This is a genomic window from Streptomyces sp. NPDC111656 (genome assembly GCF_055656965.1).
Genome location: NZ_JBVKCA010000007.1, coordinates 433,635 through 455,406, shown reverse-complemented (window position 1 = coordinate 455,406; position 21,772 = coordinate 433,635). Strand labels below are relative to the sequence as shown.

Sequence of the window (21,772 nt, the reverse complement as noted above, 5' to 3'; positions counted from 1 at the left end):
GCGTCTACATTCAGGGCATGGCTACCAAGCACTCGGCTGACCGGAACAGCAAGTGGAACGCGGGCGACATCGGTGACCAGCGCGGCCGCACGGCCGTGGTCACCGGCGCCAACAGCGGGCTCGGCATCGCCACCGTCGACGCCCTCGCCCGGGGCGGCGCCCATGTCGTCCTCGCCGTACGGGATCCGGAGCGCGGCGAGGCCGCCGCCCGCACCGTCAACGGAAGCGTCGAGGTGCGCCGACTGGACCTCGCGGACCTCGCGTCCGTGCGCGAGTTCGCCGCGTCCTGGCGGGGAGACCTCGATCTGCTGATCAACAACGCGGGCGTCATGAACATCCCCGAGGCCGGCACGAAGGACGGCTTCGAGATGCAGTTCGGGACCAACCACCTGGGGCACTTCGCCCTGACGAACCTGCTGCTGCCGCATCTCACCGACCGGGTGGTCACCGTGTCCTCGGGGGTGCACAAGATGCCCGGCACCCGCATCCACTTCGAGAACCTGAACCTGACCGGCGAGTATTCGCCCGTCGCCGCCTACAACCAGTCCAAGCTCGCCAATCTGCTGTTCACCCTGGAGCTCCAGAGCCGGCTGGCCGCCGCGGGTTCGTCCGTACGGGCCCTCGCCGCGCACCCCGGCTGGGCCGCCACCGGTCTCCAGGGCCGGGACGCCAGTGTGCTGCGGCGCACGCTGATGGCGGTGGGCAACCGGTTCATCGCCCAGGACAACAAGGCCGGCGCCCTGCCCACGCTGTACGCCGCGACGCAGGATCTGCCCGGCGCCAGCTATGTGGGACCCGACGGGCTCGGCGAGATGCGCGGCGCGCCGGCACTGGTCGGCCGCTCGGCCGCGGCCAGCGACCCGGTGTCCGCGGTCCGCCTGTGGGCGGCCTCCGAGGAACTGACCGGCGTCACCTTTCCCCGGCTGGAATCCGAACAGAGCCAGAGCCGGACCCCGCAGGCCGTCTCCGTCTAGGTCCGGTCCGCCGGACAAGGCCTGGGCGGACGAGGCCTGGGCCGGCAGGACCTGGGTCGGCGGGGCCTGGGCCGACAGGCGCTACGAGCGCGCCGCGCCGGGGTGCAGCCGCACCCACCCCGCCCATGCCGACGTGATCATGTCCTGCACGTCGTACTTCGCCTTCCAGCCCAGTTCCACCGAGATGCGGTCGGCGGAGGCGACGACGCGCGCCGGGTCGCCGGGGCGGCGGGGTGTGGTGACCGCGGGACGGTCGTAGCCGGTGATCGCGTTGATCCGGTCGATCATCTCGCGGACGGAAACGCCTTCCCCGCGGCCGATGTTGAGGGTCAGGTCCCGGCCGGGCGAGGCATCGAGGGCGCGGGCCGCGGCCACGTGGGCCTCCGCCAGGTCCACCACGTGGATGTAGTCCCGAACGCACGTTCCGTCGGGCGTCGGGTAGTCGTCACCGAAGATGCGCGGCGGCGCGTCCTCCGTGAGCTTCTCGAAGACCATGGGGACGAGGTTGAAGACACCGACGTCGGCGAGTTCGGGGGTCGCCGCCCCCGCCACGTTGAAGTAGCGCAGCGACGCCGTGGACAGGCCCGTGGCGCGGCCCGTCGCACGGACCAGCCACTCGCCCGCCAGCTTCGTCTCGCCGTACGGGCTCATGGGTGCGCAGGGGGTCTCCTCCGTCACCAGGTTGACGTCCGGCATGCCGTAGACCGCGGCGGAGGACGAGAACACGAAGGAGCCGACGGACGTCGCCGTCACCGCCTCCAGGAGAACCCGCAGGCCCTCGACGTTCTCGCGGTAGTAGTGCAGCGGGAGCTCGACGGACTCACCGACCTGCTTCTTCGCCGCGAGGTGGACCACGCCGGTGATCGCGTGCTCCTCGATCGTGCGGGCCAGCAGCTCGGCGTCCAGCGTCGAGCCGACCACGAGCGGTACGTCGGAGGGGACCCGCTCGGCGATGCCCGTGGACAGGTCGTCGTAGACCACGGCCTGCTCGCCCGCGTCCCGCATCGCCCGCACGACGTGCGCCCCGATGTAGCCGGCGCCGCCGGTGATCAGCCAGGTCATGAACGGTCGTCCCCTCGGGAGTGTGATCGGTGTGAGGTCGGTGTGAGATCGATGGGTCGGTGTGACGTCAGTGAAGCAGGCGCTTGAGCCGGCGGCGTACCACGTCGGTCATGCCTCGTAGTCCGGGCGCCAGACGCAGCGCCAGCGCCCCCGCGTGGGTGCGGTACGGCTGCACCAGCAGGACGCCGTACCGCAGGTCGGGGATCGCGCGGCGGCGCAGCAGGCCCCCGCCGCCGACCGCGTGCGCGGTGACGTCCCGGCTCGAACCGTCACGGTAGTGGACCCGCAGCCGCAGGTCCCAGGTGCCCGAGCCCAGCGCCGACAGGTCCACCGGCAGCTCGCCCGACCAGGTGGCCCCGTCCGCGTCCGGTGCCAGCTCGACCGGCAGGCTCAGCCCGATCCGGCCCTCGTCCCGGTGCGTGAACTCCACGTCCGCCGAGGCCGGACCGGCCTCCGCGAGCCGTCCGTACAGGTCGTGCAGGCGCAGCCGCAGCCGTGCCGCACGCGCGTGGGGACGCAGTTCCGCGTCGACCGCGGCGGGCAGCACCTGCGCGGGGCGCTGCAGGTAGTGGTCCAGCGTGACCTGCGGGAGGTCGTCCGACCAGACGGGCGTGCCGTCGGCGGCGCGGGCGTACGGCGGCCGCAACCGGGCCGGTCGGGCGGCGAGTTCCTTGAGGCGCGGCAGGTCGCGGGGCTCTTCGGAGGCGAGCACGACACGGGCGATCAGCCGGCCGGGGGCGGTCGGGTTGACGGTGAGGTCGCTTGCGTCGAACGTCGACAGGTACGTGCGCGTGTGCTCCCACCAGGCCCGCCGGTAGTCGGCGTCGCGCAGCTCCAACTCGCGGACGTACATGCGCAGTTCATGGTCGAGGAACTTCGCGTTGGCGGCCCGGGCGAGCTGCTTCTCACCGGCGCCGAACAGGATCTCGTAGGCCGTGCGATGCGCCTCGGTGCGGGAGCGCCAGTTCTCGATGTCCGCGCGGTCCAGCGAGATCGACAACTGCTGGGCGCCGCGCCGCACATGCCACACGTACACCGTGTCGGGGATCAGCGCGATGCGCGGCCCGGCGGCCAGCACGCGCGCGGTGAACACGAAGTCCTCGTAGGGGTGACGGCCCTCGGGGAAGCGGATCGCGTGTTCACGAAGGAAGTCGGTTCGGTACAGCTTGTTGACGCACAGCGTGTCGTGGACCAGACGGGGCCGCTGCGTCGGGTGGGGGATCAGCGCGGGCTTCGCGTAGAGGTCGCGCTCCCAGGGGACCTCGCGGCCCGAGGGCAGTTCGCGGCGTACGCACAGACCCGCCGCGACCTCCGTGCGCTGTTCCCGCGCCGCTTCGAGCAGCGCGTCCACGGCGCCCGGCGGCAGCACGTCGTCGCTGTCCAGGAACATCACGTACGGAGCGGTCGCCGCGTCGATCCCGTCGTTGCGGGGGCTCCCGCAGCCGCCGCTGTTCTCCGAGCGGCGTATGACCTTCACGCGCGGCTCATCGGCGGCGAGGCGGTCGAGGAGGTCGGCGCTGCCGTCGGTCGAGCGGTCGTCGACGGCGAGCACCTCCAGGACGGCCGGGCCCTGAGCGAGTGCCGAACGCACCGCGTCCGTCACGTGGTCGGCGTCGTTGTAACCGATGACGACGACACAGACCTGCGAGTGGTGAGGTTTCATAGGATCCACGGGACGAAATCGTAGGACTTGACAGTAATTATCCGTTAAGAGGTACTTAGTGTCCGGTCCGGAAGACGACAGGAATCGGGTGGGGGTTCCTTTTCTGCGCGTCGTTTTTCGGCCGATCCACCACGAGCACGGGAAGTCCGGAGTGCCAGAGTCGGGTGAAGGACAGCACCGCCGCGGCCGCCAGCAGGCCGTTGCGGATGAGCATGAGCAAACAGCCTGTCCAGGTGCTGTCGATGACCTCCCCGTACAGGGCGGGGTAGGCGACGGAGCTGACGGCCGTCGCCGCGACGACGAGCGCCGCCACCGGGCGCTGTGTGGTGTGCCGCGAGGTCAGGCACACGGCGGCCAGACCGAGCAGCCACACCATGTACTGGGGGCTGATCACCCGGCTCGTCACCGTGAACATCAGCACGGCGGCGAGTGCGGCGTCGCAGGGGGTCGCCGCCGTCCAGTGCCGTGCGCGCACCCGCCACAGCAGCAGCAGCGCGAAGGACACGGCCGTCAGGGCGAGCGAGAGGGTCGCGACGGTGTGGACGTAGGGGCCCACGAACTCCATCGCGCCGTACTGGTAGCGCACGCTGCCCGGCCAGCCCGCGTGGCGCGCGAAGCCGAGCACGGTGCCGCCGAGCGACTCGATCTGCACGCCCCGGCCGCCCTGCTGGCGCAGGAAGTCGAAGGGGTCGCTGAAGGCCGTCGCGAGGACGGCGAGCAGGGTGACCGCCGTGAGCACCGCCGACGTCCAGGCCTCCCGGGTCGTGCGGCCCCGGGGTGTGCCGATGAGGACGAGCGCGGGCCAGACCTTCACCAGGGCGCCGATCGCGGCGAACACGCCGCCCGCGCGCGGGGAGCGCTTCAGCGCCAGCAGGGAGACGACGGCGAACGCCGTGACCTGTACGTCGTAGCGGGCGAGCGGGATGTGCAGCAGCAACGGCAGGCTCAGCGTCCACAGTGCCGCGCCGCGCAGGCTGCGGCCGGGTCTGCTGCCCGCGCGTGCCAGGGCCAGCGCGATCACGGCGTCCGCGAGGAGCGTCAGGGCCACGAAGGCCTGCAGGTACGTCAGGCCCGGCAGCAGCCCGGGCGAGAGCAGTACGGGGCCCGCGCCCGGCGGGTACTGCCACAGCCGGTCGCCCGCCGGATAGGCGCCGTGCGACAGGGTCTCGTACCAGCGGAAATAGAGGTGACTCGCTTCGCGGGTGACCCCGCCGCTGCCCAGCACGGAGAGGTTGTCGTGCGCGAGCAGCCACAGCATCAGGGCGCGGGTCGCCGTCCAGGCGGCGGCGAGGGGGAGCAGACGGGATCGGCCTCGGGGGCTCAGGTAAGCGCTCATCAAGCCCGGATCGTAAGCTCTCGGATGCCTCATGAGAGCCGATACGACATCAAAGGTTAATGAAGATTAGTTAATAGTAAGAAATTGGACATGGGGGTAAGCGTGTTAATGAAACGGTCCGACGCCGGCCGCCAGGAGGCTCCGGAGGCCTCGGGGGTCTCGGCCGAGCCCGTGGCGCGGGTCGTCGCCGTGGTGCTGCCCGTGCTCGTCATGCTCACGCTCGGGCTCTGGAGACTCGACCGCGGGGGCATGTGGCGCGACGAGGCGGCCACCTACCAGGTCGCGCGGCGCTCGGTTCCGCAGATCTGGCATCTGTTGCACCATGTCGACGCGGTGCACGGCCTGTACTACCTCTTCATGCATCTCGTCCTCGCCCCCGCCCCGGGTGAGGTCGCCCTGCGCCTGCCCTCGGTCGTCGGCGCCGCCGCGACCGCGGGTCTCGTCGGCGCCCTCGGGGTCCGTCTGTGCAACCCCCGTGTCGGCCTCTGGGCGGGGCTGCTGTACGCGGTCACCCCCCTGACCGGGCACTTCGCCCAGGAGGGTCGCTCGTACGCCCTGGTCGCGGCCGGGGCGACGGCGGCGACCCTGCTGTTCGTGCGGGCCCTGCGCGGGGGCAGGGGCTGGTGGGCGTACGGCGTGACCGTCGCGGTCACCTGCCTGTTGCACGAGTTCGCCGTGTTCCTCCTGCTCGCGCACGGGACGACCCTGGCGCTGACGCGGATGCCGTGGCGGGTGTGGTGGCGATGGGGCGTCGCGGCGGGGGGCACGTTGCTCGTGCTGGCGCCGCTCGCGCTCGTCTCCCACCGGCAGTCGGCGCAGGTGGCATGGCTCGCGGTGCCGAACCGCAAGAGCGTGGACCACCTGACGCACGAGTTCCTCGGCCAGGCCCAACTGGTGTTCGTGCCCTACGTGTTCCTGATCGCACTCGCCCTGTGGCGCCCGTTCCCGCGGCGTGGCGCGGTGAACCTCGTGTCGGTCGCCCTGCCGCTGCTGCTGGTCCCGCCGGCGGTCCTGATCGCGGTCTCCCGCTTCCGGCCGCTGTACGACGAGCGGTATGTGCTCTACGCGCTGGCCGGGGCTCCGCTGCTGGCCGCGGCGGGGGCGGAGCGGCTGACCGGGTGGGTGTCGCGGCTGCCGAGCGCCGCGGCTCCCCGCCTCGTCGCCCTCGCAGGTGTCCTCGCCATCTCCCTCGTCCTCGCCGTCCAGTTCCCCCTGCTCCGCAAGGACCGCGATCCCGCGCACCGTCCCGACAACCTCGCCGCCGTCTCCGCCGCCGCCGGTTCCGAACTACGGCCCGGTGATCCGGTGTTGTACATGCCGTCGCTCACACGTCGCTCGGCGCTGGCCTATCCGGCGGGCTTCCGCGGGGTGCGCGACGTCGCCCTGAAGACGTCCGCCATGGCGTCCGGGACGCTGTACGGGACGGAAGTGGGCCCGCGCGAACTGCGCAGTCGGCTCGAGCGGCTCGACCGGGTGTGGCTGGTCTGCGAACCGTTCGTGTTCCGGCCGAACTGGCATCCGGACACCTCGGTCGCGACCGAGGAGGCCAAACGCGCCGTACTCGCCAGGGAATTCACCCTGCGCGAGCAGATCGTCCGCAGGGGTGTCACCCTTCGCCTGTACGTACGCCACCGTTAGGGCCCGTCGGGTGTACGTACGCCACCGCTGGAACCCGTCCGGTGTACGTACGCCACCGCCAGGACCTGTCCGGCGGATCGGAACCTAGGAGACGTCCGCGCCGTCCGCGTCCAGGGCCGCGGGGTCGAGCGCCGCCGCGTCCAGCGCCGCCGTGAGCCGGTCGAGGCGCGCCTGCAGCTTCCGGATCTCCTCGAGGTTCGCGCCCGTCGCCGCGGCGATCCGGCGTGGCACACGCAGCGCACGCTCGCGCAGGGCCGCGCCCTCGTCCGTGAGATGGACGTGCACGGAGCGCTCGTCCACCGCACTGCGCTCGCGCCGCACCAGACCGGCCGTCTCCAGCCGCTTGAGCAGCGGGGACAGCGTCCCGGAGTCGAGCCGCAGATGCTCGCCGACCTTCTTCACGGGCAGCTCGCCGTGCTCCCACAGCACCAGCATCACCAGGTACTGGGGGTAGGTGAGCCCGAGGTCCTTGAGGATCACCCGGTACACGCCCCCGAAGGCGCGCGAGGCGGCGTTCAGGGAGAAGCAGATCTGCTGGTCGAGACGGAGGTAGTCCCCGTCGGACGGGGCCTGGGTGCTCGGGGTCGGCATGGCGGTCATGACTCCAGGATAGCTCTTGCCCATCATTAAGTTGTGCGCAATTGAATTGCGTGCTCTAATTGAGGCCGTGAGGCGGTCGGACCGGCCGCCCCGGCAAGACCTTGACTTGAGAGGGATGGTCCCCATGGACGCGCTCTACACCGCTGTCGCCACCGCCACCCACGGCCGCGAGGGCCGCGCCGTCAGCTCCGACGGCAAGCTCGACCTGCAGCTGGCCATCCCGGTGGAGATGGGCGGCAACGGCCAGGGCACCAACCCCGAGCAGCTGTTCGCCGCCGGCTACGCCGCCTGTTTCGCCAGCGCCCTCGGTCTCGTCGGCCGCGCCGCGAAGGTCGACGTCAGCGAGGCCGCGGTGACCGGCGAGGTCGGCATCGGCAAGCAGGGTGAGGGCTTCGGCCTGGCCGTCACGCTCCGCGTCGAGCTCCCCGACTCCGTGGACGAGGCCATCGGCCGCAAGCTGGTCGAGCAGGCCCACCAGGTCTGCCCCTACTCCAACGCCACCCGCGGCAACATCCCGGTCGAGCTCGTCATCGAGTAGTACGGGATCTTGTGATCACGCGTGACCCCCGTGCCCCTTCAGGGGCGCGGGGGTCACGCGCGCGAGGACCTCGCCCGTACTCCGGCTCCAGTCCACCACCGTCGCCTCCTGCGGCACCCGACTCCACCGCGTCAGCAACAGCCATCGCACGTGATACCGGCGCACCACCGCGGAGCGCCGCGCCCGCGTCGACGCGGGGTCGAGGTACCCCCGGACGGCCGCGAGCCGCCGCACCCGCTCCCGTTCGTCCAGTCCCGCGTCCGGCCACACGGGCGCGGCCAGGTTCGGGCCGTAGCCCGGGATCAGACGGGCGGCGTAGTACCCGTCGGCGATCACCACCTCGCCGGGCTTGATGTGCCGCGCCGCCCAGTCGTACGAGGGCCAGCGCGGAGGCTGGTCGAAACTCACCGGATCGAGTGAACGCGGTACGACGGCACCGGCCTGCACCGTGAGGAAGCCGACGCAGGCGCCGACGGCCGCCACCACCCCCAGCGCCCGCCGCCACACCGGCCACGGCCGCGCCGCCGCGAGCTCGATCGCGAGCGCGAACTGCGGCGCCACGAGCGCGAGTCCCAGGATCCTCCCGTAGGTGTAGTGCCCGCTGACCCAGCCGTACGCCACCACCAGGCAGTCCAGCGCGAACATCAGCACCAGTGGGTCCCGCCAGGAGCGTCGCGCGCGCAGCCACAGTGCCGGTACCCCGATCAGCGCCAGCCAGAAGTGCCCGGGCACCCCCTCGTACAGCCGCCGGTGCATCGCGTCCATGCTGTGGTCCCCGGGCAGTGCGAGGACGTCGAAGTACGGCCAGAGGTGGGCGACCATCAGCGCCGCCGCCCCCGTGATCGCCCACCGGGCCGCCACGGCCGGCCGCCATCCCCGCTGCCACCCGGCCACGAACGCCACCGCCCCGAGCGCCGCCGCCGACGCGGTGATCGGATGGACGAGCACGATCAGGCCGTAGAGGACGCCGAGCCCCTTGTACCCGGACAGGCTCCGCAGCCCGCTCGGGCCGACGTACCGGACCGGGCCGCCGATCCCTCCCGCGAGCGTGCCCGTGAACGCCCAGGCCCAGAAGGTGAGTCCGATGGCGAACGTCGACGGATAGCCGAGGTTGCCCGTCATCGACATCAGCCCGAGGTAGCCGCTCGACCAGGCCCGCTCGGTGCCCCACAGCAGCACCATCGCGAGCAGCGCGCACACCGGTGCCCAGGGGCGGCGGGGCGCCAGGACGCGCGCGAAGCGGCCGATCCCGGTGAGCAGCACCAGCAGGTTCAGCGGCGCCGAGAGCCGGATCACCTCCCAGCCCGCGAGGCCCGTCAGTCGGGCGAAGGCGCCCTGGGCCACGGTGTACGGCGAGTAGAAGAGGCTGCCCTCGCCCGGCAGGTCCGCCGTCGGATGGGCCGGATGCAGGAGGTTCGCCTTGAGGCGCTCGACGACCGCCGCGTGCTGGCCGAAGTCGCAGCACATCGGCACCCGCCAGGAGGCGAGGCACAGCACCAGCCAGAACAGTCCGCCGAAGACCTGATAGGGCGTGGGACGCCAGGGGGTGCCGTCGTGCAGCGCGGTCGCGCCGCGGGCGGTCCGCCGGACGGGGAGGCCGACCTCGGCCTGAGCTGTTCGGGTCATTTGTCGTATATGCCCACCGAAGCCAACGGCTTTGCCGAACTTCACCTCATCGAGCGACTCCGGCGTCCAGCCCGGCGCCCGCCCCGGCGTCCATGGCGGTGTTCGGCCCCGCGTCCGTCCGAAGCGGGCCCGGCACCGTGTCGAGCCCCCGCACCCGCGGCCGTACGACCTGTTCCAGCAGCAGCGGAAGTCCCACCACCGGCAGCACCCACGCCAGCACGATCAGCCGGTCGCCGTAGATGTTGATGTCGGGGTGTCCGGCCTGGTTGAGGACGCCGGTGAGCGCGCCCGCGACCAGGAACACCCCGAAGGCCGGACGCTGCCGCAGCGCACCCCAGGCCCCGGCCAGCAGGGCCGTCGGGAAGAACGGCTGCCAGAGCTCGCGACGCAGCCACTCCACCCAGAAGTTGACCTCCAGGTCCAGGAACTCCGGCCACGGGCGGCTGCGGTCGGGCCGGGAGAAGTGGGCCGTCAGCAGGTCCTGGAGGGACTCCGCCTCGGACGGGTAGCCCAGCACCTTCGCCGCGAGCAGGGTGACGGCGACCCCGCAGGCCGCCACCATTCCCACCTCCCGCAACGGCCGTGCCAGCCTCCGCAGCGGTTGCCGTAGTCCGCCGCGCCGGACGCCGAGCACCGCGCAGGCGCCCGCCAAGCACAGCCCGAGGAAGAGGGCCTGCGAGTGCTTGACGGCGAAGAGCGCGGCCAGGGATCCGCCGACCAGCGCGGTCGCGGCCCGCGTCCGGCCCTCCAGAGCGAGTGCGCAGCCCCACAGCGCGGCCAGTGTCAGGGCCAGCAGCAGGCCCTCGGTCATGGGCCGCATGGCGGTCGTGCCGCACGGCAGGACGTAGAAGAGGGCCTGTCCGGTCAGCGCGGCGACGGTGGGGGCGCGCAGGGTCCGCAGTACCAGGAAGGCGAGTACGCCCCCGGTGACCGTGATGAGGACACTCGACGTCCACAGGCCCCACTTCACGCCGAGGACGGTGATGAAGGGGACCAGGAAGACCGGGTAGCCGGGGCGCGCCTCGAAGATCCGTATGAAGCGCGGCGGCATGAACGGCACGGTGTGGCCCACCGTCTGCCCGGCGCTCAGCCGCTTCGACACCCACCCCCACTGGTCGCGCCGGCACTCCTCGACGACCCGCCCGGCGGGGCTCGGCTCGCGGAAGTGGACGACGTTGACGCTCTGGTCGCGGCGTGCGAGGGACGCCCGGCCGGAGCAGGCGTAGTCGATGGTGGCAGCGGCCGCCTCGTGCTTGCTCGCGCCACGCAGACTCAGGGCGTACGAGAGGTAGTTCTTGGTGTCGGGAGTGTCGCGGCCGGTGACGTTCGCGAGCTGGAGCACGGCGAAGACGGCGGCCAGGACGACCACCCAGAACCGAGGCGGGCGCGGCTTCACGAACGGGCCCACGACGGTCATGAGGGCGCTCACGACGACGTGAGGACGTCGTGTCCCGCCTGCGCGGGCACCACCGCCACCGACACCGGGTGCTCGACGCGCTCGCCGAGCATCAGCGTCCGTACCACCCGCTCGGCCGCCCGCCCGTCGTCGAACGCGCAGAACCTCGTCCGGAACCCGGACCGCAGCCGTGCCGACTCCTCGTCCCGCCAGGCCCCGGACGCGAACAGCCACGCCAGCTCCCGGTAGGAGCGGGTCACATGGCCCGGCGCGTCGGCCGTGATGTCGAAGTACGCGCCCCGGCTCGCGGCGTACGCGCCCCAGTCGTCCGCGTGGATCACGATCGGCCGGTCCAGGTTGGCGTAGTCGAACATCAGGGCCGAGTAGTCCGTGACCAGCACGTCGGAGGCGAGCATCAGGTCCTCGACGTGCGGCTCGTCGGTCGCGTCGAGCACGACCCCGCGCCGGTGCAGCTCGGACAGGCCCATCCCGCGCGAGGGGCCGTCCGTGAGCGAGGGGTGCAGCCGTACGAGGAGGGTGTGGCCCTCGCCGAGGTCGTCGGCGAACCGGGCGAGGTCGATCCGGTCGACGAGTCCGCCGCGGACGTAGTCGCGGCGTGTCGGCGCGTACAGCACCACCCGGTGGCCGGCCGGGATGCCGAGGCGGGCGCGGACCGCCGCACCGTCCTCGGGCCGGGCCCGTACGAGGACGTCGTTGCGGGGGCTGCCGGTGCGCAGCGAGGTGAAGTGGCAGGGGTAGGCGCGGTCCCAGACCAGTTCGGAGTGGCGGTTGGCGACCAGGCTGTAGTCCCAGCGGTCGGCGCGGCGCAGCATCTGCGGCACGTCGAAGCCGTGCCGGGCGCCGGGCTTGTCGCGCAGGTCGGCTCCCATGTACTTCAGCGGGGTGCCCTGGTGGGTGTGCACATGGACGCTGCCCGCGCGCTTGACCAGGGCGCCGGGCCAGTTGACGTTGTTGACCAGGTACGTGGCGCGGGCGGTGACCCGGCGGTAGCCGAGCGAGTCCGGCAGGACGTACTCGACGCCGGGCGGCAGCAGCGGCGCCTGGTCCTCGCGCACCACCCACACCCCCCGGACGTGCGGGGCGAGTTCGCGCGCCGCGTGGTAGATCGCGCCCGGGTCGCCGAGCACCCCGCGGTGCGAGAACGCCGAGTACACCGCGAGGTCCGGGTCCAGCGGCCGGTGCTCGTGCGCCGCGGACCAGCCGCTCTTGACCCGGGTGGCCGCCACCTTGCGCACCTGGAGCCCGCGTCGGCCGAGTTCCGCGCCGAGCCGGCCGGACTGGCGCCGGGCGAGGTAGGTCACGTAACCGCCCTGGAGGACGCGCAGTTCGCGTGGCACCGGGCCGCCGCCCTTGTGCTTGCGGAAGAGGGCGGCCGTACGCCGGAAGAACTCGCCCTTGTCGGACGCGGGCAGCCGGTCCGGCTTGGCGAGGATGTCCAGACAGTGTTCGCCCATCTTGCGGTGCAGGAACGGGCGCCAGCTCGACAGCCGCGGGCGGGAGTCGACGAAGGCGAAGACCCGCTCGTACTGGTCGTGGATGTCGAAGTGCTTGCGGCTGGTGGTGGACAGGATGTTGCCCTGGCGGCGCTGCCGGTAGTTCAGGCAGATCCGGTCCAGGGTGGCGATCCGCTCCGCGCTGAGCAGGACCGGGAAGGTCCAGGGGGTGTCCTCGTAGTAGCCGGGCGGGAAGGTGAAGCCCTCCCGCTCGACGAACGCGCGGCGGTGGACCTTGTTCCACACGACCATCAACAGGTCGAGGATCTCCGGGTGTTCGGCGGCCGTGAAGCAGCCGTCGCCGCCCTCGGCCAGCACCTGCGCGAGGACGTTGCGGCGCGTACCGCCCCACCAGTAGGTGCGCGCGTAGTCGAAGACCAGCACATCGGGGTCGGCCGTCTCGTCGAGGCGGTCGGCCATGGCGCGCAGGGCGCCCGGCGTGAGGGTGTCGTCGCTGTCGAGGAAGAGGAGGTAGTCCCCCGTCGTGTACGGCATTCCCGCGTTGCGGGCGCGGCCGAGGCCCACGTTCCGCGGCAGGTGCAGCACCCGCAGGCGCGGTTCGCGGGCCGCGTACTCGTCGAGGATCGCGCCGCAGCCGTCCGGCGAGCAGTCGTCGACCGCGATCACCTCGATGTCGGTGTACGACTGATCCAGGACCGAGTCGAGGCACTCGCGCAGAAAGCCCTGCACCTTGAAGACGGGCACGATGATGCTGAAGCGGGGCACGTCAGCTCCTTACGAGGGTGGACGCGGCGGGGGCCGGAAGGCGCTCGGCGAGGGGGATCACCGGGGGGATCGCCTCGGGCGGCCGGCCCAGCAGCACTCTGCGCACGACCCGCTCGGCGGCCTGCCCGTCGTCGAACTGGCAGAAGCGCTCACGGAACGCGGTCCGCAGGGCTCGCGAGGAATCGTCCGCGTAGGAGCGGTCACGGAAGGCCCCCGCGAGTTCCGCCGGGGTGCGCACCACCGGGCCCGGCGGTGCCTCCATCAGGTCGAAGTAGACGCCCCGCGTCTCCCGGTAGACCTCCCAGTCGTCCGCGTACACGACGATCGGGCGGTCGAGGTTGGCGTAGTCGAACATGATCGACGAGTAGTCCGTGATCAGCGCGTCGGCGGCCAGACAGACGTCCTCCGAGGACCGGTGCCGGGTCACGTCGATGATCCGGCCGCTGCTTCTGCCCCTGCCCTCGTCGTAGAAGTAGTGGGCGCGCAGCAGCACGACGAACTCGTCGCCGATCTCCTCGCAGAAGGCCTCCAGGTCGAGCCGGGACTCGAAGCCGGTGCTGTAGTCGCGGTGCGTGGGCGCGTAGAGGAGGGCGGTCCTGCCCTCGGGGACGCCCAGGCGGGCGCGGACGCGGGCCACGTCCTCGGCGGTCGCCGTGTAGTAGACGTCGTTGCGCGGATAGCCGTACTCCAGGACCTCGTACGTGCCCGGGAAGGCCCGCTCCCACATCTGGGTGGAGTGCCGGTTGGAGGAGAGGTTGTAGTCCCAGCGGTCCATCCGGGCCAGCAGTTTGGCGAAGCTGCCGGTTGCGGCGGCCACGATCGGATACGTCGACTGGTCGACGCCCATCGTCTTCAGCGGCGTGCCGTGCTGGGTCTGCAGATGCACGCTGCCGGGCCGCTTGACGACACCGTCCGCGAAATTGGCGTTGTTGACCAGGTACTTGGCGCGGGCCAGCACTTCCCAGGCGCGCGGGCTGCCGATCACCGCGTGGTCGACACCGTCCGGTACCTGGTCCGCCGCGTCGGCCTCGACCAGGAACACCGAGCGCAGATGCGGGGCGAGTTCGAGGGCCTTGGCGTGGATCGCGGCCGGGCTGCAGGCGTAGCCGCGGCCCCAGTAGGCGCAGTACACGACGAGGTTCTCGTCGAGGGGGAGGCGCAGTTGCGCGGCGTACTGCCCGCGGGCGCTCAGCCGACGGGGGCGCGGCAACGTCCCCCAAGCTCTCGACTTCGCTCGACCGGGGGGGACCCCCATTCCCGCCCTCGCCATCCGCCGGCTGACGCCGCGCAGCGCGCGGAAGGCGCTGTACGCCCCGGCCGCCAGGAGCCGGTACTGCACCCCGATCCGGCCCGGCGGCGGCCGGAACCCGGCGGGTTGGTGGCGCCGGTAGAGCCGGCCCGCGCGCCGGAAGAAGGCCCGGCGCCGGTGCAGCGGAAGCCGCTGCGGATGGGCGGCGGACTTCAGCACCGCCGTGAAGAGGTCACCGAACAGCGCCCGCGACCGCTCCACGGACAGCTTCTCCTCGGCCGCCCGGGTGAGCACCAGCTCGACCTGGTCGAGGAGCTGGAACTGGTGCTCGCCCGGCGTGTTCAGGCGGCTGCCCTGCCGCCGCAGCCGATGCCGTACGACGACCTGCCGCAGCACCGCCAGCCGCCCGGCGGCGACCGTCACCAGGCCGCCCCAGCCGAGATCCGTGAAGTGCCCCGGGGGGAAGGCGAGGCGCCGCTCACGCAGGAACGCCCGGCGGTAGGCCGCGCTCCACGCCGGAAGGCCCGCCCCGGTCAGCCGCGGCGCCCGGTCCGGGGTGAACACCCCCTCCGGGGCCTTCGGGAGGGGCGGTGTGCTGGTCTCGACGTCCCACCAGTGGACGCGTTCGTGTCCGAAGTAGAGGACGTCCGCCTCCTCGGGCTCCCTCCGGAGTTCGTGGTCCAGGGCGGCCAGCGCGCCCGGCACCAGGACGTCGTCGCCGTCGAGGAAGAGCAGATATGTGCCGCTCGCCGCCCCGGTCCCGGTGTTGCGCGCCCCGCTCAGTCCCTCCGCGGGCGGTGAGTGGACCGGGGTGACCCGGGAGTCCCGCGCGGCGTACCCGGCGGCGACCTCGCCCGCCGGGGAGTCCGGCCCGTCGCAGACCGGGATCAGCTCGAAGTCGCCGAAGGACTGGTCGAGGACCGAGTCCAGTGCGAGGGCCAGTCGCCCGGCGACTCCATGGGTGGGGACGATGATGCTGAAGCGGGGCATTCTGCTCTTTCTCTGCTTACTTCTCTGGTTACTTCTCTGGTTGCTTCTCGGGCTACTGCTGGGGTGCCGTTGGGCGTCAGCGTCCGGGCCGCCCGGCGGGGCGCCAGGTGACGGGTCGCGTCGGTGTGGGCCGGGAGGGGCTGGAGGGCATGCCTGCTCCGGTTCAGAGGGTCTCGGCGACGGGGACGGGGGCGCCGGGCGCGGGCACGGTGGCCAGGGGGGTCCGGGGACGGGCGGCGGCGGCCGACGGGACCGGGTGGCGCTGCGCGGGCGGCAGCACCCGCGGCCGCCCGGCGCTCTCGCCCAGCACGACATGGCGTACGACCCGCTCGGCGGCGCGCCCGTCCTCGTACGGGCAGAACCGCTCGCGGAACGCGGTCCGCAGCTGGGTCGAGCGGGAGCCGCGCCAGTGGCCGGTCGCGAAGATGTCGATCAGCTCGTCCTCGCTGCGCGCGACCGCGCCCGGCGGGAAGTCGCGCAGGTCGAAGTAGGTGCCCCGGGAGGCCTGGTACGCCTCCCAGTCGTCCGCGTGGATCACGATCGGCCGGTCCAGGACCGTGTAGTCGAACATCAGGGAGGAGTAGTCGGTGACCAGCGCGTCCGAGGCCAGGCAGAGTTTCTCGATGCTCGGGTGGTCGGAGACGTCGATGAGCCGGGCTCCGGAGCGGTTGCTCAGCGCGGCGGCGTACGAGTGGTGGGCGCGGGTCAGGACGACGAACCGGGGGCCGAGCCGGCGCAGGACGCGCTCCAGGTCGAGGGCGAGCCGCTGGGTGCGGCGGTAGTCGCGGTAGGTCGGCGCGTACAGGACGGCGACCGTGCCCTCGGGGATGCCGAGGGACTGCCGCAGCCGGGTGACGTCCGTCGAGGTCGCCCGCTGGAACACGTCGTTGCGGGGGAGGCCGTACTCCAGCGTCGTGTACGCGGCGGGGAAGACGCGCTCCCAGACCAGGGTGGAGTGGCGGTTGCCCGACAGGCAGTAGTCCCACTTGTCGGCGTTGCGCAGCAGCTCGGCGAAGTCGGTGTCACGGGAGGCCGCCGGGCGGTCCTGGAGGTCGAGGCCCATGTACTTGAGCGGGGTGCCGTGCTGGGTCTGGATCATGATCTGGCCGGGGCGCTTGACCAGCCGGCGGTCGAAGTTGACGTTGTTGACGAGGTACTTGGAGCGGGCGAGCGCCGTCCAGTACGCCGTCGTACCGGGCCGCAGGCGGCGCGTCGAGGCCGGGATCGTGTGGTGGTGCTCGGGGTGCGCGATCCACGCCGTACGGATGTGCGGGGCGAGTTCGCGGAACGCGGACTCCAGGGCGCCCGGGTTGCAGCCGTGGCCGCGCCCCCAGTAGCTGGAGAAGACGGCGCGGTCGGCGCGCAGCGGCAGGCGGAGCTGGACGCGGTAGTGGAACTGGAGGGCGCCGCCGCGGACCTTGCGCAGCAGTCCCTTGACGCCACGCAGCGCCTTCTTGTGGGTACTCGTGGCCAGGCCGAGCAGGCGGTACGTGCGGTGGTTGCCGAGCCGGACCAGGGCGTGCCGGAGACGGGTGCGGGGGCGGACGGGGGCGCCCGGGGCGCGGTAACGGCGGTAGTGGGTGCGGGCCTTGCGCAGGAACTCGGCGCGGGTGCCGCGCGGCAGCCGGCCCCGCTTGGAGAACACCGTCGAGAGGTGGTCGACCATGCGGCGGAACAGGACCGGACGCCAGCGTGCCAGCTCCGGGTGCGCGTCGAGATGCGCGAAGACGCGGTCGTACTGCTCGAAGATGTCGAAGTGCTTGCGGCTGCTGGTGCCGAGGATGTTGCCCTGCCGGCGCTGGCGGTAGTGCACACAGACCCGGTCGAGGGTGGCGATCGTCTCGGCGGAGATCAGCGCCGGGTAGGTCCAGGGGGTGTCCTCGTAGTAGCCGGGCGGGAAGGAGAGACCCGCGCGCTGCACGAACTCCCTTCGGTACGCCTTGTTCCAGACCACCATCAGGACCCTGAGCAGTTCCGGCCGGTCGTCGAGCCGGAAGGGCGCGGGTCCCCGCTCGCTGAGCTGCTCCGCGAAGCGGTTGCGGACGATGTCCCCGTTCCAGTAGGTGCGCGCGTAGTCGTAGACCAGGACATCCGGTTCGGAGGTCTCCTTCAGCCGGTCGGCGATCGCGTGCAGGGCGTCCGGGGTGAGGGTGTCGTCGCCGTCCAGGAAGAGCAGGTAGTCGCCGGTGGCGTGTTCGAGACCCGCGTTGCGGGCGCGGCCGAGGCCCACGTTCCCCGGCAGGCGGACGGGACGGACCCGGGAGTCGCGGGCGGCGAACTCGTCGATGATCGCGCCGCAGGCGTCGGGCGAGCAGTCGTCGACGGCGATCAGTTCGAGGTCCGGATAGGACTGCTCCAGCACGGATTCGAGGCATTCGTGCAGGTACGCCTGAACCTTGTACGCGGGGACGATGACACTGAACCTGGGCAAGGGACATCCATGGGTCGGCGCGGGCATACTGCCCGGCAACGGCCGAAGGGGTGACTTGGTTACGCCAGATGTGGCATACGGGGGATTCTGGGTGAACGCCGAGGGGCGAGCCGGTGTCCGGCTCGCCCCTGATGTGGTTGTTTGTCCGCCTACTTCACCGCGCCCGCCATCACTCCGGACACGAACTGCCGTTGGAACGCGAAGAACACGGCCAGCGGGATGACCATCGAGATGAAGGCGCCGGGCGCCAGCACGTCGATGTTGTTGCCGAACTGGCGTACCTGGGTCTGGAGGGCGACCGTGATCGGCTGGCTGCCCGCGTCGGAGAACACCAGCGCGACCAGCATGTCGTTCCACACCCACAGGAACTGGAAGATGCCGAGCGAGGCGATCGCGGGACCGCCGAGCGGCATCACGACCCTGAGGAACAGGCGCAGTTCACCCGCGCCGTCGAGCCGGGCCGCCTCCAGCAGCTCCCGGGGGATCTCCGCGAAGAAGTTCCGCAGCAGGAACACCGCGAAGGGCAGACCGAAGCCCACGTGGAAGAGGATCACCCCGAAGATCGTGCCGAAGATGCCGATCTTGCCGAAGAGTTCGGCGATCGGGATCAGCGCCACCTGCACGGGGACGACCAGCAGACCGACGACCGCCAGGAACCACCAGTCGCGGCCCGGGAACTCCATCCAGGCGAAGGCATAGCCCGCGAGCGCGCCGATGACGACGACGAGGACGGTCGCCGGGACGGTGATCAGCACCGTGTTCCCCAGTGAACCGGTGATGTCACCGTTCTCCAGGAGCTTTTGGTAACTGTCCACGGTGAGCTGGGAGGGCTCGCTGAAGACCTTCCACCAGCCGGACGCGCTCATGTCCTCCGGTGTGCGCAGCGAGGACAGCAGCAGCCCGATCGTCGGTACCAGCCAGAACAGGCCGACGAGGAGGAGGAAGACCCGGACGATCCCGCCGCTGACACCGCTCGCGAGCCGTGAGCCGAGCGACTGCCCGGCCTTGACGCCGGTGACGGGCGCGGTCTTCGTGAGACCGCCGGCTTGGGTGGTCATCGCCGTACCTCCCGCCGCAGACGACGCACGTTGAACCAGACCACCGGGATCACGAGCAGCAGCAGGAACACGGCGATCGCGCTCGCGATGCCCGGCTGGTCCTCGGAGAAGCCCTTCCGGTACAGCTCCAGGGCCAGCACGTTCGCGTCGTCCTGGGAGGAGCCCGGCGGGATGATGAAGACCAGGTCGAAGACCTTCAGCACATTGATCATCAGCGTGACCAGGACGACGGCGAGGACGGGCGCGAGCAGCGGCACGGTGACTCTTCGGAACACCTGCCACTCGTTCGCCCCGTCCACCCGTGCCGCTTCGAGGAGTTCACGCGGCACGCCCGCGAGCCCCGCCGCGATGAGCACCATGGCGAAGCCGGCCCACATCCAGACGTACGCCCCGATCACGGCCGGGGTGACGAGCGACGGGCCGAGCCAGTCGACGCCGTTGTACGGCTCACGGAAGTTGCTCGCCGGGAGCCGGAGTCGAGCCCCGTCGGCCTTGTCGGAGAGCGTGAAGGTGCCGTCGCCCTGCACCTTCGCCGAATCGACGACCTTGCCGTCCTTCACCGCCTCGATCTTCATGCCCGGGTAGCCGAGTTCGCCCGGGTCGACCTGGCCGAGCCTGCCGACGCCCTTGCCCCGGGTGAAGTCCTGCCAGGCGGTGCCGGTGACCTTGCCGGGCTCGGACGGTGCCTGCACGGCCTTCTTCGCGCCGCCCGGCATCTTGTCGGGGGCGACGCCGACGAGGGGAAGGGAGACGGACTGACCGGCGTGCACGGCCTGTTGGGTGAGGAAGCCGCCCTTCTCCGGCCGGAGCGCCGACTGCCGTCCCGGGTGGGCGTTCGGGAACGCCGACGACTCGGCGAAGGTGTCGTGCACCCCCACCCAGACCGCGTTCGCGACCCCCTTGTGCGGGTCCTGGTCGTACACCAGCCGGAAGATGATCCCCGCGGCGAGCATCGAGATCGCCATCGGCATGAAGACGACCAGTTTGAACGCCGTGCCCCAGCGGACCCGTTCGGTGAGGACCGCGAAGACGAGACCGAGCGCGGTCGCGACGGTGGGCGCGAACACGACCCAGATGACGTTGTTCTTGAGGGCGGTACGGATGCCGTCGTCGGTGAACAGCGCCTTGTAGTTGTCGACCCCGGCGAAACCGTCGCCGGACTGGTTGAGGAAGCTGCGGATCAGCGAGTACCCGATCGGGTAGACCACGAGCGCGCCGAGCAGCACGAGAGCGGGCAGCAGGAACAGCACCGCCACGGTCCTGCGGGTGCCGGTCACGCTCTTGCGTGTGCGGACCGGAGGAACCGGTGCGGTTCCTCCGGTCGTTGCCGACGTCATCGCCGGATCAGCTTCCGCTGCCGTACGCCGCCGCCGCGTCCTTCTCCAGCGTCGCCTGGGTGCCCGCGACGTCGGTCGGGTTCTTCAGGAAGTCCTGGAGGTCCTTCCACTCACCCTTGCCGGGGGTGCCGCCGAAGGCCTGCGGGGCCTGGTCGGACATGTCGAAGCGGAAGTCGTCGCCCGACGCGATCAGGGACTTGGCGATCTTCTGCTGCACCGCGTTCGGGTACGCCGCGTTCGGCACGTTCTTGTTGGGGGAGAGGTAGCCGCCCAGCTTGGCCTGGATCGTCGCCGCGTCCGGGGAGGCCAGGAAGGTGGCCAGCGCCTGCGCCGCCTTGGAGTCCTTCAGGATGACGGCCGCGTCGCCGCCGGAGACCACGGGCGCCGCGCTGCCCACGGCCGGGAACGGGAACACCTTCGCGTCCGTGCCCACCTTGGCCTTGGTCTCGCCGATGTTGACCTGTGCGAAGTCGCCCTCGAAGACCATGCCCGCCTTGGGCTGGTCGCCGCCGGTGAAGGTCTGGGTGACGGAGTTCGGGAACTCCGTCTGCAGGGCGCCGTTCGCGCCGCCCGCGATGTAGTTCTTCTTGCCCCAGATCCCGGCGAGGGTGGTGAGGGCCTGCTTGACGGACGGATCCGTCCACTTGATCTTGTGCTGGCTCAGCTGGTCGTACTTCTCCGGGCCCGCCTGGGAGAGATACACGTTCTCGAACCAGTCGGTGAGGGTCCAGCCGTCGGCGCCGCCGACGGAGAACGGGGTGACACCGGAGTCGTAGACCGTCTGCGCGGTCGTCAGCAGGTCCTGCCAGGTCTGCGGCTCCTTCGCGCCCGCGTTCTCGAAGACCTTGGCGTTGTACCAGATCAGCGACTTGTTGGCGGCCTTGTAATACACGCCGTACTGCTTGCCGCCCACCTTGCCGATGTCCTGCCAGCCCTGTGAGTAGTTCTTGGCGAGTTCGGCCAGGGCCTCGGGGCCGAGGGGCTTGGCCCACTTCTTGTCGACGGCCTGTTTGATGGCGCCGGGCTGCGGGAGCAGCGCGACGTCCGGCGGCTGGCCGCCCGCGATCTTCGAACCGAGGAAGTTGATGATCGGGTCCTGGGCCGCCACGAAGGTCACCTTCGCGCCGGTGCGCTTCTCGAACTCCGCGAGGACCGTCTTGAAGTTCTTCTGCTCCTCGCCGGTCCAGACGGCGGCGACTTCGAGGCTCTCGCCGTCGAGCTTGGGGAGGGTGACGGTGTCGCCGCTCGCGCTGGCACTGCTCGTACCGCCGTTTTCCTTCTTGTCCTTGCTGCCACCGCCACACGCGGTGAGGGCGAGCGCGACGGCGACGGCGGCTGCGGCGGCCTGTGCGGCCCTGGGCGATCTGCGGTGGTGTGCGGCTCTGCGTGACCTGTGCGTCGAGTGGTTGGGCGACTTGTGTGTACGAAGAGCTCTGTGCATCACTGCCCCGTTCTCGTTCTTCGTCGAACGTCCGGCGCTGTCCCGTGCGCTCTGGTCTACGCCCGGGGCATCGAGGGCGGCAAGAGCGCCTGCGCTGTCAAGTGGGTGATCGTGATTGGGTCGTGACGTCGGCGGCTGTGCGAAGGCGGTGCGGACTCTGTGTGCATGAGGGCCGAGTGTCGCGTACGGCCGT

The 21,772-nt window shown here is 71.3% G+C and carries 15 protein-coding genes; 3 read left to right on the top strand and 12 right to left on the bottom strand.

What is annotated here, in order from left to right; genetic code table 11:
• Positions 1-17 precede the first annotated feature (17 nt).
• On the top strand, positions 18-974 hold the full coding sequence (locus ACZ7M3_RS23550) for an oxidoreductase (protein WP_472065573.1): 957 nt from the start codon (positions 18-20) through the stop codon (positions 972-974).
• An 81-nt stretch (positions 975-1,055) separates the two neighbouring features.
• Here ACZ7M3_RS23550 and galE read toward each other — a convergent pair whose 3' ends face one another.
• The 3 genes from galE to ACZ7M3_RS23535 all read right to left on the bottom strand — a co-directional run bounded on the left by galE (position 1,056) and on the right by ACZ7M3_RS23535 (position 5,035).
• Positions 1,056-2,036 carry a UDP-glucose 4-epimerase GalE gene (gene galE, locus ACZ7M3_RS23545; protein WP_472065572.1) on the bottom strand — a complete coding sequence of 327 codons (981 nt, stop codon included), beginning with the start codon at positions 2,034-2,036 and terminating at the stop codon, positions 1,056-1,058.
• A 67-nt stretch (positions 2,037-2,103) separates the two neighbouring features.
• Positions 2,104-3,699, bottom strand: a complete 1,596-nt coding sequence (locus ACZ7M3_RS23540) for a glycosyltransferase family 2 protein (protein WP_472065571.1) — start codon at positions 3,697-3,699, stop codon at positions 2,104-2,106.
• Positions 3,700-3,754: 55 nt separating this feature from the next.
• Positions 3,755-5,035 (bottom strand): glycosyltransferase 87 family protein, encoded by a 1,281-nt coding sequence (locus ACZ7M3_RS23535; protein ID WP_472065570.1) that lies wholly within the window; start codon positions 5,033-5,035, stop codon positions 3,755-3,757.
• Between the two features lie 108 nt (positions 5,036-5,143).
• Between ACZ7M3_RS23535 and ACZ7M3_RS23530 the strand changes: the two genes are divergently transcribed.
• Complete coding sequence (locus ACZ7M3_RS23530; protein WP_472065569.1) at positions 5,144-6,673, top strand: glycosyltransferase family 39 protein; 1,530 nt, start codon at positions 5,144-5,146, stop codon at positions 6,671-6,673.
• An 84-nt stretch (positions 6,674-6,757) separates the two neighbouring features.
• Here ACZ7M3_RS23530 and ACZ7M3_RS23525 read toward each other — a convergent pair whose 3' ends face one another.
• The gene (locus tag ACZ7M3_RS23525; protein ID WP_472065568.1) at positions 6,758-7,273 is read right to left on the bottom strand and encodes a MarR family winged helix-turn-helix transcriptional regulator; all 516 of its coding nucleotides are present in this window, start codon (positions 7,271-7,273) and stop codon (positions 6,758-6,760) included.
• 124 nt (positions 7,274-7,397) lie between these two features.
• On the opposite strand from ACZ7M3_RS23525, the gene ACZ7M3_RS23520 reads away from it, so the two are divergent.
• Positions 7,398-7,811 carry an organic hydroperoxide resistance protein gene (locus ACZ7M3_RS23520; RefSeq protein ID WP_472065567.1) on the top strand — a complete coding sequence of 138 codons (414 nt, stop codon included), beginning with the start codon at positions 7,398-7,400 and terminating at the stop codon, positions 7,809-7,811.
• Positions 7,812-7,826: 15 nt separating this feature from the next.
• Here ACZ7M3_RS23520 and ACZ7M3_RS23515 read toward each other — a convergent pair whose 3' ends face one another.
• From ACZ7M3_RS23515 to ACZ7M3_RS23480, 8 genes are all read right to left on the bottom strand, one after another.
• Complete coding sequence (locus tag ACZ7M3_RS23515) at positions 7,827-9,437, bottom strand: hypothetical protein (protein WP_472065566.1); 1,611 nt, start codon at positions 9,435-9,437, stop codon at positions 7,827-7,829.
• A gap of 46 nt (positions 9,438-9,483) precedes the next feature.
• Complete coding sequence (locus ACZ7M3_RS23510; RefSeq protein ID WP_472065606.1) at positions 9,484-10,854, bottom strand: hypothetical protein; 1,371 nt, start codon at positions 10,852-10,854, stop codon at positions 9,484-9,486.
• Between the two features lie 8 nt (positions 10,855-10,862).
• Positions 10,863-13,073, bottom strand: a complete 2,211-nt coding sequence (locus tag ACZ7M3_RS23505; protein ID WP_472065565.1) for a bifunctional glycosyltransferase/CDP-glycerol:glycerophosphate glycerophosphotransferase — start codon at positions 13,071-13,073, stop codon at positions 10,863-10,865.
• Between the two features lies 1 nt (position 13,074).
• Entirely contained in the window at positions 13,075-15,312 is a 2,238-nt protein-coding gene (locus tag ACZ7M3_RS23500) for a bifunctional glycosyltransferase/CDP-glycerol:glycerophosphate glycerophosphotransferase (RefSeq protein ID WP_472065564.1), read from the bottom strand.
• 163 nt (positions 15,313-15,475) lie between these two features.
• On the bottom strand, positions 15,476-17,743 hold the full coding sequence (locus ACZ7M3_RS23495; protein WP_472065563.1) for a bifunctional glycosyltransferase/CDP-glycerol:glycerophosphate glycerophosphotransferase: 2,268 nt from the start codon (positions 17,741-17,743) through the stop codon (positions 15,476-15,478).
• A gap of 149 nt (positions 17,744-17,892) precedes the next feature.
• On the bottom strand, positions 17,893-18,801 hold the full coding sequence (locus ACZ7M3_RS23490; protein WP_355305341.1) for a carbohydrate ABC transporter permease: 909 nt from the start codon (positions 18,799-18,801) through the stop codon (positions 17,893-17,895).
• Entirely contained in the window at positions 18,798-20,138 is a 1,341-nt protein-coding gene (locus tag ACZ7M3_RS23485; protein ID WP_472065562.1) for a carbohydrate ABC transporter permease, read from the bottom strand. Before ACZ7M3_RS23485 ends, ACZ7M3_RS23490 begins: the two co-directional genes overlap by 4 nt.
• A 7-nt stretch (positions 20,139-20,145) precedes the next feature.
• Positions 20,146-21,579, bottom strand: coding sequence for an ABC transporter substrate-binding protein (locus ACZ7M3_RS23480; protein WP_472065561.1), 1,434 nt, complete (start codon positions 21,577-21,579; stop codon positions 20,146-20,148).
• Positions 21,580-21,772 lie beyond the last annotated feature (193 nt).